Source organism: Pseudomonas sp. GW821-FHT10C09 (assembly GCF_059415465.1).
Genome location: NZ_JBWKNG010000015.1, coordinates 91,048 through 103,385, shown reverse-complemented (window position 1 = coordinate 103,385; position 12,338 = coordinate 91,048). Strand labels below are relative to the sequence as shown.

Here is a 12,338-nt window from a genome sequence, read left to right as displayed (position 1 = left end):
CAAACAAAACAGATAACCCGACTGGAACTTGATGAAGTACACGCTATGCTAGCCAAGCCGACCGAGGGCTAAATAGCTACTTCTCTTCAGTTCCATCTCTATTCCAGGAACTCGCTATCCTCCGGGTTGGACTCATACCATTCAAAACCATGAAGTGAAGCAGGTATAGACCATGGCCAAACTCAGCCTTACCCCTGCGCTAAAAATGGAATATGAGCAGCTGTTTAATAGCTGCCTGATAAACCCGACACGTTTTAATGACGTCAATGCACTGGTAAACAGTCTTTACGAACACCGCGAACAGTATCAGGGTGTGGCCGAAAGCATGGACATTCCGTGGGGTTTTATCGCAGTCGTACACAACATGGAGTCCAGCCAAAACTTCCAAAAGCACTTGCATAATGGCGACCCGTTGAAAGCACGCACGGTCCACGTGCCCGCAGGCAGGCCTCTTGGTCCACCGCCTTTCACGTGGGAAACCAGTGCCGTTGATGCCTTGACGCTACGCAAGCAGAACGCGAGGACCGACTGGACGCTGCCCGGTACGCTCTATCAACTGGAGTTGTATAACGGCATCGGTTATCGGCTGTATCACCCCCATGTGCTGACGCCCTACCTGTGGAGCTTCAGCAACCACTACCAAGGCGGCAAGTATGTGGGTGACGGTACTTGGTCGGAGACCGCAAAGTCGGCGCAATGCGGTGCAGCGGTGTTGCTACGGCGCATGGCTGAGAATGGCTATATCGATTTCCCGGATCAGCCCTCTCCTGCTCCGCAGGACGGCCCAATCATCGTTGAATATTCGGCCACCAGGCCGGGCAACCCTGAGGCCGAGGCCAAGGCAGAAAACCTGCAGCGCTGGCTCAACACGTTCCCGGGAATATTTGTCAAGGTAGACGGTGCGCCGGGAGACAGGACATCTGCAGCGTATTTCAAGGTAACGGGGCATTATTTGCCAGGAGATCCGCGGGGGTGAGGGATTGATCATGAACAGTGGAAACTGGGAAAAAGATTTTTATGTTGACTATCACAACCTCAACCTGGAACAACTGGGCCCGATGTGCATGTCCCAAAAACCGTAGACAAAAAATTTCAAAACCGCCTCAACAAACATAAAAACAATATCAACAAGCTATTTGTTAACTTTTTGGCGCAAGAAAAATTAACTATCAAAATGGACTCACCATGGCATGCATGGGTCGCCCTTCATCAATGGCAACAGCTAGGCATTGAAATCACCAAGCATCGTCACGACCCACCATTATTCCCTCCCACACCCGTATTTCGAGGCCAGGCAAATTCATCCTATGATGTAACCCCCTCATTACACAGAGCCCTTGGTTTGAAAAACTCAACGAGGAAATCAACAACCTGATAAAAAACAAGGAACTCACTCAGGAAACCTCCACGGAAATACTGAAAAACCTCCGCACACAAACATTTGAAAAAATACTCTATCCCCAGTTCGCAACCGAAATACCGGGGCTGCATGGGGTGCAGTGGGTAATAGAATTCGCCGAACACCTGTATTGGTTCGCCATGAGAATCTACAAAGACAACACGGGAGAGGAGCATGACAGCATCCTCTTGCACATAGCTCTCAACATCGCAAGACATAACAAAGAAGTCATAAAAAAATTAATCTACTTTTACAGACATGAAGAGAAAACAGAACAAATAGAAATGTGGGAAAAGATGCTTGAATTAGCGCATGACCTTCCGGACGACGGTTGATTCCACAATCGATAGTTGCCTCAACAGGTTGCGCAATAAAAGCCGGAATGCGTCACTGCGGCTGAAAAGTTTGCAAGTAAGCCAGCAAATTTTCGATCTTCTCCGGATCACTGAGCCCCCAGAAAATCATGCGAGTGCCGGGGACCACTTTTTTCGGCGCTTCGAGGTATGCGGTCAGTGTTTCACGGGTCCAGACGATGCCGGCGGATTTCATCGCGTCGGAATACTGGTAATCCGTGGTGCTACCGGAGTGCCGGCCAAAAATGCCGTTGAGCTGCGGACCAAATGAACCTCGCGCCGACTCCCCGACCTGATGACAGCCCCCGCAAATTCGTTTGAACAGTGTCGCACCCGCTTCAGCATCGCCGGCCGCGTGTGCCTGGACACTGGGCAGCCCTGCAGTGAGCAGCAAGGTAAAAGTGAGTACGGCGGCTTTCTTCATCTTCTGTTCCTAATCTTTTATGGCCCGGCGCGAGAGAATCAATGCGCACCCGGTTGAAATTTCTTCCGGTAGGCCGCCGGCAGCAAACCGACTCGCTGGCGGAAAAGTCTACGGAAAGAATTGCCATCTTCGTAGCCCACGGCGTACGTGATGCTGTCCTGGGTCATTCGGGTGGTCTCCAGCAACTGTTTTGCCTTCTCCAGCCTCAGCGTTTGCAGGTAAGTGATGGGCGTGTACCCCGTGGCGTCCTTGAAACGCCGCTTGAAGTTTCTGACGCCAAACCCGAACTGCCGGGCGACTTCATCAATCAGCAGTGGCTGGTCGAAGTGTTGTTCCAGCCAGTTTTGAACCTGCAGGATGTCGACGTCGCCGTGGTTCTTCGGCAATGACCACATCACATACACCGACTGCTCACTGCGCACACTGTCGACCAGCAAGTACTTGCCGCATTTCTGCGCCAGTTCCAGTGAAGCGAACCGGCGCACCAGGTGCAGCAACAAATCCATGGCGGCACTCGCTCCGCCGCTGGTGACCACGCGATTGTCCTCACAGATAATCTGCGTGTCCTCCAGGCAGACGTCGGCATAGCGACGCCGAAACAAGTCCGCAAAGGCCCAGTGTGTGGTTGCCCGAATGCCGTGGAGCATGCCCGCTTCGGCCAGCATGAACGCTGCCGTACACATCGACGCGACCACCGCGCCCCGGGCGTGTTGTTGACGCAGCCATGGACCATAGGCACCAAAGGCCGGCAAGGCGTCCTTCAGGGTGAAGAGGAAACCGGGGATCAGCACCAGATCGGTTCGCGCAATCTGGTCGATGGACCGGTCCACGCGCAGCGATTGTCCTCCCCACGCGCCAACCTCTTCACCGTCCAGCGAGGCAATGACCACTTGAAACGGCGCCTCGGCAGTGTCCGCAAACAGGTTGGCGGCGCTGAGCACTTCCAGCGCCATCGTAGCGCTGGCGGCAGAGCATTGATTGGCCAGTAAAAGCGTGACGTGCATAAATGATCCGAATGCGCATATCGCATGAAAAAAGTCATTTGTGCACCTACCTTACTCGATCTCTGCTGCCTACAGTGCACCGGTCACTCAATCATCGGCGTACTTATGAATCTCTGGTTTCGATTGTTCCTCATGTTGTTTCGTCGTCCGTGGCGCAAGCCGGTCGGCGCGATGACCACCACCGTTGTGCAGATGCGCGTCTGGCCGCTCGATCTCGACCTCAACCGTCATGTCACCAATGGACGCTATTTCACCCTGGCCGATATCGGGCGCATGGATTATGTGCTGCGCAGCGGGGCATTTCGTGTGGCGTTGCGTCACAAGGCGGTGCCGATCGTTGGCGACACCTGGGGCAAATTCCGTCGTGAGTTGCGGCTGTTCGAAGCGTTCCAGATCCACACGCGGATGCTGGGCTGGGACGATAAGTGGAGCTTTATGGAGCACCGCTTCGTGAGCAAAGGACAGGTGGTCGGCGTGGTGGTGATGCGCGGTCTGTTTCGCGCGGGCAAAAGCACGGTTGCACCGGGTGAATTTGCCCGGGAGCTAGGATTGGCGGAGCAGTCGCCACCGATGCCGGCATGGCTGACAGACTGGTCACAAAGCTGCAACGACATGAGCGCTCAGCTCCGGGAGGAAGAGGGTCAATCGACGCGGCACCCGCACACCGTCGCCTAGGAAACTGCGGGGTATCCGCTGACAGCCTCCGGCGCAGTCTTTATCCTGTGCCGAACACATCAGCGCCTGCCCCATAGCTCACTGGAGACACCTGTGCCCCCTCTCACCGCCCGCGAGGTTTACCAGACATTGCGCGATGCCGCCTTGGGCATCCACCCTTTGCGGCGCCTCGATGAACCTTCCGGGCCCGGCCAGGTGCAGATCGACATCGAAGGCTGGCGCCTGACCCTCGACGTCGACGGCGTCCATTTGCGTCGGTGCCAACGTTGCCACAGCCCCGATGGCCGCGAGGGTGATCTCGACAGCTGGCAACGTTTCGGCACCGACCCGGTCAGTTTTCTCAGCGCGTGGGAACTGGCTCAGGTCGAGCGGCTACTGACCGGGAGCTGACGCAGCCTCAACCCATAGCCTTCTCAAACCGCTTCAACGAAAACGCCGATAAATCCAGATCACTGTGGCCCCGAATGCACCACTGCGCAAACGCCTCTCCCAATGCCGCGGAGTGCTTGAAGCCATGCCCCGAGCAGGCAGAAACCACCAGCGTGTTTTTCAGTGTCGGATGTTCATCGATGATGAAATGGCTGTCCGGGGTGACGGTATAGGTACATACCGCCGACTTGACGAGCCGCGAGCTGACACCCGCAATCTTGCCGCGCACGTGGGTGTCGAACATGGCTCGCGCGTCGGCGTCGCTGACGGTTCTGTCCAGCGTATCGGGTGAGGACTCTTCGCGATATTGCTCCGTGGCAACCTTCAGACTGCCCTCGCCGGGTAACGGTGGAAAGCCGTAGTTCGAGGCTTCATCGCCGGCACCGTGATAACAGATAAAGGTCGGTGACACCGGTGCAAACCGGGCGCCCTCCTCCAACTCAAACCAGAACAGCTTCTGGCGACACACCCTCAGCAACCGGTCGAACGGCTTGCCGAGCAAACCTGCCGACCACATGCCCGCGCTGATCACCACTTTGTCGGCGAGGATCGTACGCTGGTCGGTGATGACGGTGACGCCGCGCTCATCCGAGGTGATCTGCAGAACGGTTTCACCCTTGAACAGCGTCGCGCCACGTTCCTCGGCAAGCTTGAGTTGCACCGCGATACAACGCTCAGGCCGGACAAACCCGCCGCTCGGTTCGAAGTAGCCGACAGCCGTGTCCAGCACAGGAGAAAACTGCGGGAAGCGTTGGCGAATCTGCTCGGCCGACAACACTTCATGCTCGATGCCATGGGTTTTCGCCAGACGAAGGGTGCGGTGGGTGAAGTCGTGTTGATCGTCTGCGTCATAGTCGGGGCTGGAGGTCATGACCAGTACGCCACACTGTTCGAACAACGACTCGCCGGACAGCGCTTCGAGTTCCCGCCAGATCCGGTGAGAATTGCGCACGATGGGCAAATACTCGGCGCCCTCGCCAACCGAAAGGCGGGTGATCCGCGTATCGCCATGGCTCGAACCCTGGGTGTGAGGCGGATGGTGGCGGTCGACGCCAGTCACCTTGATCCCGGCTTTTGCCAACTGGTACAGCGTGGCAGCCCCCATCGCGCCCAAGCCAAGTACCGCCACTTCACACCGATGTTCCATCCATGCCCCCTGGTCCGTTAACGGCTTGTCGAAAAACCGTCAGCATAGGCCATGGGACCAAAGTTGCGTTCAACCTGTTATTCAGTCGCGCATCTGCTGCCAAACGCCACCCACGAAAAAGCCCGGATAAACCGTGATGCTGTTCACGCACCGAATCTGTGGCGAGGGAGCTTGCTCCCTCGCCACACGTTTGCGTTTGTCTCAAGATTTTCTTGAGTGAACAAAATTGCGGCCAAACCGGGCTTTTTCACGTCAATGCCTCCCCGCCAATCGGCAGGGTTCTGCGCTTACTGAACGTTTTTCAGCTTGACCACATCACCGGAGATCTTGGTGGTGTAACCGGTCAGGACCCAGGCCCAGAACCAGTTTTCCTGCACTTGAGTGTTGATCATCGCGTCGCCGCCCTTGGCTTTGATCGCTGCGTCTTGCGCGCGAACAAAACGGCTGTTCTGCTGGATCGGGATGACGCCGAACAGCAACAGGCCGGTGGCAGTTGCTTCACTGTGGCCGATGACAGTGTATTGGCTGGCTTCATAGTGCTGGGTTTTCATCGGGGCACCGGTGCAACCCGCCAAAACCAGACCGAACAGAGCAACGGCAACAACTTTACTGAGGTACTTCACTGAAAAACTCCATGAGAATGTGCCCGGGATCCGTCTCTCGGGCGGCGCACACTCTAATGGAGATGATGGCCAATTGGTACCACCTACAAAAAACTTGCGCCGGTGTTATCCCGATTTAGTTTCACTTGCCCGAGACGGCGTTTCCTCTGCCACCGGCTTAATGCCAAAATGCAACGCTCAGGTCACCCGTCCAGCCCCTGCCCCGCGTCATGCAGTGCAATGAGAATCGAATATGAACACCCGTTTTCAGATAAGTGATGCCCCTGAATTCCACGTCTCCCATCAGCCGCCGGCGGTCACAGCATGATTGAAGTCACTGAGGTTTCCATTGCGCAACTGCGTGCTGCGCTTGAATCCGGCCAGACCACGGCAGTCGAGTTGGTGCAGGCTTATCTCGCCCGGATCAATGCCTACGACGGCGCCGACACATCCACCGCTCTCAACGCGGTGGTGGTGCGCAACCCCGACGCGCTCCAGGAAGCGCAAGCGTCCGACGCCCGCCGGGCCAAAGGCGAGACACTGGGCCCGCTCGATGGCATCCCCTACACAGCCAAGGACAGTTATCTGGTGAAGGGGCTGACCGCCGCGTCCGGAAGTCCGGCCTTCGCCAACCTGATTGCCTATCGCGATGCGTTCACCATCGAACGCCTGCGCGGTGCCGGCGCCATCTGCCTGGGCAAGACCAACATGCCGCCCATGGCCAATGGCGGCATGCAGCGCGGGGTCTATGGCCGTGCCGAGAGCCCGTACAACGCGGACTACCTCACCGCGCCGTTCGCCTCGGGCTCGTCGAACGGTGCCGGCACTGCAACCGCCGCCAGCTTCGCAGCATTTGGCCTTGCGGAAGAGACCTGGTCGAGTGGACGCGGCCCGGCGTCGAACAATGGGTTGTGCGCCTATACGCCCTCGCGCGGGGTGATTTCGGTGCGCGGCAACTGGCCGCTGACGCCGACCATGGACGTCGTCGTGCCGTTTGCCCGGACCATGGCGGACCTGCTTGAAGTGCTCGACGTGGTCGTGGCAGAAGACCCGGACACCCGCGGCGATCTGTGGCGGATGCAACCCTGGGTGCCGATTCCGAGTGTCACTTCGGTGCGTCCTGCCTCCTACCATGAACTGGCCGCGCAACCCAAGGCACTGGCCGGCAAGCGTTTTGGCGTGCCGCGCATGTACATCAACAAAGATCTCGAAGCGGGCACCAGTAAGGCACCGGGTATCGGCGGGCCGACCGGGCAGCGCATCAACACCCGCGACTCGGTGATCGGTCTTTGGGAAGCAGCTCGCAAGGCCCTCGAAGCGGCCGGCGCCGAAGTCGTCGAAGTCGACTTCCCGCTGGTCTCCAATTGCGAAGGCGATCGTCCGGGTGCGCCGACCGTGTTCAATCGCGGCATCGTCTCCAAGGAGTTCCTGCACCATGAGTTGTGGGACCTGACGGCCTGGGCGTTCGATGATTTCCTTCAGGCCAATGGCGACCCGAAACTGAACCGCCTGGTCGACGTCGACGGACCGCTGATTTTCCCGCACGACCCCGGCACGCTGCCCAACCGTGAGGGCGACCTGGCGGCCGGCATGGACGAATATGTGCGGATGGCCGAGCGCGGGATTACGCCGTGGAACGAGATCACCACGGTGCCTGATGGCCTGCGCGGGCTGGAACACACGCGGCGTATCGATCTTGAGGAATGGATGGATCGCTTGGGGCTGGACGCGGTGCTGTTCCCGACGGTTGCTGACGTTGGCCCGGCGAATGCCGATGTCGATCCGGCATCTGCGGACATTGCCTGGAGCAATGGCATCTGGGTCGCCAACGGCAACCTCGCCATCCGCCACCTCGGCGTTCCGACGGTCACCGTGCCGATGGGCGTGATGCCGGACATCGGCATGCCCGTCGGGCTGACGTTCGCCGGTCGTGCTTATGACGATTCGTCGCTGCTGCGCCTGGCGTCGGCGTTTGAAGCCACCGGGTCGAAACGCATGATCCCGCCGCGCACCCCGCCGCTGCCAAACCAGCCGTAAACATTGAGCGGGATTGGAAAGCTACAGCCTTCAATCCCGCTCAATCATTCAGGCCTTCGCCGCCATCGCGGTGACTTCCACACGCATGCCTTCGACCGCCAAAGCGGCCACGCCCACAGCGGCGCGAACCGGCCAAGGCTTGGCGAAGAAACGCTTGTAGACTTCGTTGAACGCGGCGCGGTCGGCCATGTCGGTGAGGTAGATGGTCAGGTGCAACACCCGATCCATCGAACTGCCGGCACCTTCCAGTGCTGACTTGAGCGCTTGCAGCGTGCATTCGCTCTGCTCGACGATGCCGCCCAGTTCCAGACTGCCGTCAGCGCGGGTTGGGATCTGAGTGGAGACCAACAGCCCACCAAAACCGGCAACGTCGGAGGAGATGGAATCCTGGTCTGGATCAGGGATGAACGTGATGTCTTGGTTAGCCATGGGGTTCTCGCGCTTGAGGTGAAAAGGGGCTGTTGCGTATCAGGCGCGCAGTTTACATCCATCTCCATTACTCGGGGCGCAGCAACCCTGAAGGAACCACCGTTTCGATCAGCCCGGTCGTCACGTCGTACACCAACCCCGTCACCGTGAAACCACCCGGCAGGTTCGGATTGGCCTTCAGTGCTGCCACGTCGATGGCTACTGCCTTATAGGGATCATCAATTTCCAGCGCCGCCAACTCTTGTGGAGCGACGCCCATGTGTTTGGCCAGCAATTGCGGCGCATGGTGGTAGCAACCGCGAATGCCGCAATCGGTATGGTGCAGAACGATCAGGTTCCAGCCTTGCCCCACTGCCGCGCCGCCAACACGCGAAACGGTGCCAAGAATGGCCATCGTCTCAAACAGCGCCGGGTTCACGCGGCCACCGACGTTACGGATCACCGCGGCCTCACCGGGCTCAAGCTGGAGCACATCCATCGGGTCGACGCGGGGATCGACGCAACCGAGGATCAGCGTCTGTTGCGAAGGAATGATCTTCAAATCGGCAGCGAAACCGTCCGCGGCGAACGCCACATTGCGTTGGGTCAGGGTCTGTAGGAAGTCCATGGTCATCTCCATCAATCAGCTGTGGAATTAGCCGCGTTGCGGCAGCAGGTGTCTCACTATCCCGCCCGGCCAGATCCTCCGGTAGCCGTCGAATCAAGCTAAGATTTATCTCGAATCAGCATTAATGCCTTTGCTCGCCACAACAGGAACGCTGCCATGCCCTTGAAAGACATCCTCTCCCTGAGGCTGTACACCCGCGTCGCACGGCTCGGCAGCTTCTCGGCGGCCGCGCGTGAAAGCGGGCTGGCGCAGTCGCAGGTGTCGCGAATGATTGCCGAACTGGAGGCCAACCTGGGCGCACGGCTGCTGTCGCGTACCACTCGGGCGGTGGTGCCGACTGAAGCCGGACTGGAATTTCTGGCGCGCATGGAGCCGATCCTCGCCGCCGTCGACGATGCCGAGAACAGCGTGCGCGAGACCGGCGAGTTACGCGGGTTGCTGCGCATCGGGATGCCGTCGACGATGGGCATTCGCGTGGTCATTCCGAGGCTGGCGGCATTTACTGAACGCCATCCTTTGCTGCACCTGGAGTTCCTGCTGGAAGACCAATGGCAGGACATGGTCAAGGAAGCCGTCGACGTCGGCATCCGTGTCGGGCACCTGCCTGACCTCGCTGGAACCGCCAAATTGATTGGCACCATGCATCGGGTGATCGTCGCGTCCCCGGCCTACCTCGCGCGCCACGGAACCCCAACCCTGCCGAGCGACCTTGCCCATCACCGGATCGTCGGTGGTCCGGCCGGTGCGCAGGCCTCGTCCTGGCAGTTTGAACGTGACGGTAACGTTGCCTCCGTCGATCTCACGCCACAGTTTTCAACGAATGACACCGCAGGCGCCTTGGCTGCGGCCGCCGGCAGCCTCGGCATCGTGTCAACGACGTCCTGGGCCAGCGCCCTGGAACTGGCCAGCGGTGATCTGGTGCAATTGCTGCCGGAGTGGAAAATGGCAGACTTGCCCGTACACGCCTACTTTCCACTGGGACGCACGACGCGCATGGCGGCGCGTGCGTTCGCCGACTTTCTCGCCACCACGCTCGGCAGCGATGCCGCGTATTTGAATGCCTCGGGACCGGAGCTCAAATGACACCCCTGACCCCAATGAACAATCAAACGCCAGAGCCTCAATCGGTCTGTAGCCCCATCACCAGCAGTGCGATTTTCATGGTGGCAACCTTGGCGCCCGGTGATGACTCTGCCGATCAAGTGCGGGGCTGGTGCGCAGACATCGCGGCCCTGACACGCTCGGTGGGCAAACGGGTGCCTTCGGGCAATTTGTCGTGCATCTGTGGATTCAGCTCCAGCGCGTGGGACAGCCTGTTCGGCAACCCTCGCCCGGCCTCACTGCACGCCTTTCGCGAATTTGGTGCGCCGGGACGTCACGCGATGGCAACCCCCGGCGACCTGTTGTTGCACATTCGGGCTGAACGGATGGACCTCTGTTTCGAACTGGCGACGCAGCTGCGCGCCGCCCTCGCAGACGCCATCTCAGTGGTCGATGAAGTGCAGGGTTTTCGCTATTTCGATATGCGCAGCATCATTGGCTTTGTCGACGGCACCGAAAATCCGGTCGGCCGCAAGGCGCTCGACTTCACGCTGGTGGGCAATGAAGATCCGGCGTTCAGTGGCGGCAGCTATGTGCTGGTGCAGAAGTACCTGCACAACATGACCGCGTGGAACTCGCTGTCGGTCGAGGCACAGGAGCGCATTATCGGGCGAACCAAACTGTCCGACATCGAGCTCGATGACGCGGTCAAACCGACGTCTTCGCACAGTGCCTTGACGACGATTACCAAGGACGGTGAAGAAGTGAAGATCCTGCGCGACAACATGCCCTTTGGCCGACCCGGTGCGGGCGAGTTTGGCACGTACTTCATTGGCTACGCCCGTTCACCCGAGCCCCTTGAACAGATGCTGGAGAACATGTTTGTCGGCCGACCACCGGGCAATTATGACCGCTTGCTGGACTTCAGCACCGCGGTCACTGGCGGCTTGTTTTTCATCCCGTCGGCCGACTTGCTGGAACAACTGGCGGACCGCAAGCCTTAGGCCTCAGACGCAGCCGTCATCCATGACGGCTGCCCACTGTTAGTTCGGATCGAGCAACCCGCCGCTCCAGTTGCGCGAGACCCGGCTGCCGGTGAATTTCGCCACCACCATGCCTTGCGACACCAGCCGATCGCGATAGCGGGTGACCATGCGCCCCGCTTGTTCGGCCACCAAAACCACCTCGGACGATGGATCGCCCGGTCGCCGCAGTATCCGCGCAAAGCGCTGCCCTTCTTCGACGAAATCCCCCAGTTCTTTTTCAAAGATCAACACGCCGGGCTGCGGCGCCAGAATGGTTTCCATGTGGCCCATTTCCATGGCCTCGACGGGCCAGTCAGCGGGTGCCTGCGCCTCATCGATGACCCCGCAGCCGCATAGCCAAACGTACAACCCTTCGGCGTCCTGCTCGGCAAAGCGGTCGCTGACGTCACCCTGCCCGCGCAACTCCAGCGTCGCCGCCATGCGCTGCTCGGTGCCGCCGTCGCGCAGCCACGGCGCAATGATGGTCTCTTCGAAAGAGCCATCGCCGCCGTCATCCCAGATGATCGCCACGTCCATCTTCATCGCAGCGGCCAGTTCGCGGCCACGGGGCCAGAAACGGCGGTGAACGTAGAGGTAGGGCAATGCTTCGTCATCGGTGTGCAGGTCGAGCATCACGTCTGCCGGGGCCGCGAGCTCAACAAGTTTCTTTTGCCATTCCTGGACATTGGTCGAGGGTTGGGTCATGGCGGCCGATTGGTCGAACCCGCGGTTGAAGTTATGCCCGGTAGCGTCGTGATAACGACCGAGAAGGCGTCCCTGGCGAAACTGCCCGATGCCCAGCGGATTGGCTTGCGGCACCACTGTCACGCTGCCGTTGAGACGACCCTGGGCCCGGGCGATTTCAAGCTTGTGCATCAGCAGATGCAACACCAGCATCCCGGCGATCTCATCGGCATGTACTCCGGCCTGGAGGTGCACGGTCGGACCGCTGCCATTGCCGCCGTAGCGCCACGCGCTGACCTGCACCGCGTCACCGTTGTTGTTGCGCACACTGAACGAAACATCCTGCGCCATCTGCTTGTCCTCCTGCGTCACGAACGTTAAAAACCGACACATTGCCCAGGTCGAACTGGAGATTGAACGCACGTTCAACTAAGCTCGCCACCAGGCAACGCACCCAAGGATTCCTTTTGACAATCCCCTCC

At 59.3% G+C, this 12,338-nt stretch carries 13 protein-coding genes; 6 read left to right on the top strand and 7 right to left on the bottom strand.

The genetic code is table 11. The features are described 5' to 3' along the window. The first annotated feature begins 172 nt into the window (after positions 1-172). Positions 173-976, top strand: coding sequence for a hypothetical protein (locus AC07N8_RS17275; RefSeq protein ID WP_493144984.1), 804 nt, complete (start codon positions 173-175; stop codon positions 974-976). 810 nt (positions 977-1,786) lie between these two features. Here the strand turns inward: AC07N8_RS17275 and AC07N8_RS17270 are convergent. Next, positions 1,787-2,176 carry a c-type cytochrome gene (locus tag AC07N8_RS17270; protein ID WP_493144981.1) on the bottom strand — a complete coding sequence of 130 codons (390 nt, stop codon included), beginning with the start codon at positions 2,174-2,176 and terminating at the stop codon, positions 1,787-1,789. Between the two features lie 38 nt (positions 2,177-2,214). Beyond that, positions 2,215-3,180 (bottom strand): GlxA family transcriptional regulator, encoded by a 966-nt coding sequence (locus tag AC07N8_RS17265; protein ID WP_493144979.1) that lies wholly within the window; start codon positions 3,178-3,180, stop codon positions 2,215-2,217. Between the two features lie 105 nt (positions 3,181-3,285). Between AC07N8_RS17265 and AC07N8_RS17260 the strand changes: the two genes are divergently transcribed. Further along, the gene (locus AC07N8_RS17260; RefSeq protein ID WP_493145111.1) at positions 3,286-3,855 is read left to right on the top strand and encodes a thioesterase family protein; all 570 of its coding nucleotides are present in this window, start codon (positions 3,286-3,288) and stop codon (positions 3,853-3,855) included. 93 nt (positions 3,856-3,948) lie between these two features. Then, on the top strand, positions 3,949-4,245 hold the full coding sequence (locus AC07N8_RS17255) for a DUF7693 family protein (RefSeq protein WP_493144977.1): 297 nt from the start codon (positions 3,949-3,951) through the stop codon (positions 4,243-4,245). A 7-nt stretch (positions 4,246-4,252) separates the two neighbouring features. Here the strand turns inward: AC07N8_RS17255 and solA are convergent, their stop codons facing one another. Both solA and AC07N8_RS17245 read right to left on the bottom strand, forming a co-directional pair. Next, positions 4,253-5,431: an N-methyl-L-tryptophan oxidase gene (gene solA / locus AC07N8_RS17250; RefSeq protein WP_493144975.1), complete on the bottom strand. Its 1,179-nt coding sequence runs from the start codon at positions 5,429-5,431 to the stop codon at positions 4,253-4,255. 287 nt (positions 5,432-5,718) lie between these two features. Beyond that, positions 5,719-6,054, bottom strand: a complete 336-nt coding sequence (locus tag AC07N8_RS17245) for a hypothetical protein (RefSeq protein WP_483843307.1) — start codon at positions 6,052-6,054, stop codon at positions 5,719-5,721. A gap of 303 nt (positions 6,055-6,357) precedes the next feature. On the opposite strand from AC07N8_RS17245, the gene AC07N8_RS17240 reads away from it, so the two are divergent. Next, complete coding sequence (locus tag AC07N8_RS17240; RefSeq protein ID WP_493144973.1) at positions 6,358-8,070, top strand: amidase; 1,713 nt, start codon at positions 6,358-6,360, stop codon at positions 8,068-8,070. Between the two features lie 48 nt (positions 8,071-8,118). Here AC07N8_RS17240 and AC07N8_RS17235 read toward each other — a convergent pair whose 3' ends face one another. Further along, a complete protein-coding gene (locus tag AC07N8_RS17235) occupies positions 8,119-8,499 on the bottom strand; it encodes a RidA family protein (RefSeq protein ID WP_483843305.1) in 381 nt (126 codons plus the stop codon). Positions 8,500-8,566: 67 nt separating this feature from the next. Beyond that, on the bottom strand, positions 8,567-9,106 hold the full coding sequence (locus AC07N8_RS17230; protein ID WP_493144970.1) for a carbonic anhydrase: 540 nt from the start codon (positions 9,104-9,106) through the stop codon (positions 8,567-8,569). A gap of 156 nt (positions 9,107-9,262) precedes the next feature. Between AC07N8_RS17230 and AC07N8_RS17225 the strand changes: the two genes are divergently transcribed. Both AC07N8_RS17225 and AC07N8_RS17220 read left to right on the top strand, forming a co-directional pair. Continuing rightward, the gene (locus tag AC07N8_RS17225; protein WP_493144968.1) at positions 9,263-10,189 is read left to right on the top strand and encodes a LysR family transcriptional regulator; all 927 of its coding nucleotides are present in this window, start codon (positions 9,263-9,265) and stop codon (positions 10,187-10,189) included. Positions 10,190-10,203: 14 nt separating this feature from the next. Beyond that, complete coding sequence (locus tag AC07N8_RS17220) at positions 10,204-11,151, top strand: Dyp-type peroxidase (protein WP_493145109.1); 948 nt, start codon at positions 10,204-10,206, stop codon at positions 11,149-11,151. 39 nt (positions 11,152-11,190) lie between these two features. Here the strand turns inward: AC07N8_RS17220 and AC07N8_RS17215 are convergent, their stop codons facing one another. Beyond that, a complete protein-coding gene (locus AC07N8_RS17215; protein ID WP_493145107.1) occupies positions 11,191-12,249 on the bottom strand; it encodes a M14 family zinc carboxypeptidase in 1,059 nt (352 codons plus the stop codon). Positions 12,250-12,338 lie beyond the last annotated feature (89 nt).

Bases quoted from the DNA above. Each gene is read 5' to 3' on its own strand.
- AC07N8_RS17235 (WP_483843305.1), bottom strand. From the start codon at position 8,499: ATGGCTAACCAAGACATCACGTTCATCCCTGATCCAGACCAGGATTCC.
- AC07N8_RS17260 (WP_493145111.1), top strand. From the start codon at position 3,286: ATGAATCTCTGGTTTCGATTGTTCCTCATGTTGTTTCGTCGTCCGTGG.
- AC07N8_RS17265 (WP_493144979.1), bottom strand. From the start codon at position 3,180: ATGCACGTCACGCTTTTACTGGCCAATCAATGCTCTGCCGCCAGCGCT.
- AC07N8_RS17240 (WP_493144973.1), top strand. From the start codon at position 6,358: ATGATTGAAGTCACTGAGGTTTCCATTGCGCAACTGCGTGCTGCGCTT.
- AC07N8_RS17275 (WP_493144984.1), top strand. From the start codon at position 173: ATGGCCAAACTCAGCCTTACCCCTGCGCTAAAAATGGAATATGAGCAG.
- AC07N8_RS17220 (WP_493145109.1), top strand. From the start codon at position 10,204: ATGAACAATCAAACGCCAGAGCCTCAATCGGTCTGTAGCCCCATCACC.
- AC07N8_RS17270 (WP_493144981.1), bottom strand. From the start codon at position 2,176: ATGAAGAAAGCCGCCGTACTCACTTTTACCTTGCTGCTCACTGCAGGG.
- solA (WP_493144975.1), bottom strand. From the start codon at position 5,431: ATGGAACATCGGTGTGAAGTGGCGGTACTTGGCTTGGGCGCGATGGGG.
- AC07N8_RS17230 (WP_493144970.1), bottom strand. From the start codon at position 9,106: ATGGACTTCCTACAGACCCTGACCCAACGCAATGTGGCGTTCGCCGCG.
- AC07N8_RS17225 (WP_493144968.1), top strand. From the start codon at position 9,263: ATGCCCTTGAAAGACATCCTCTCCCTGAGGCTGTACACCCGCGTCGCA.
- AC07N8_RS17215 (WP_493145107.1), bottom strand. From the start codon at position 12,249: ATGTGTCGGTTTTTAACGTTCGTGACGCAGGAGGACAAGCAGATGGCG.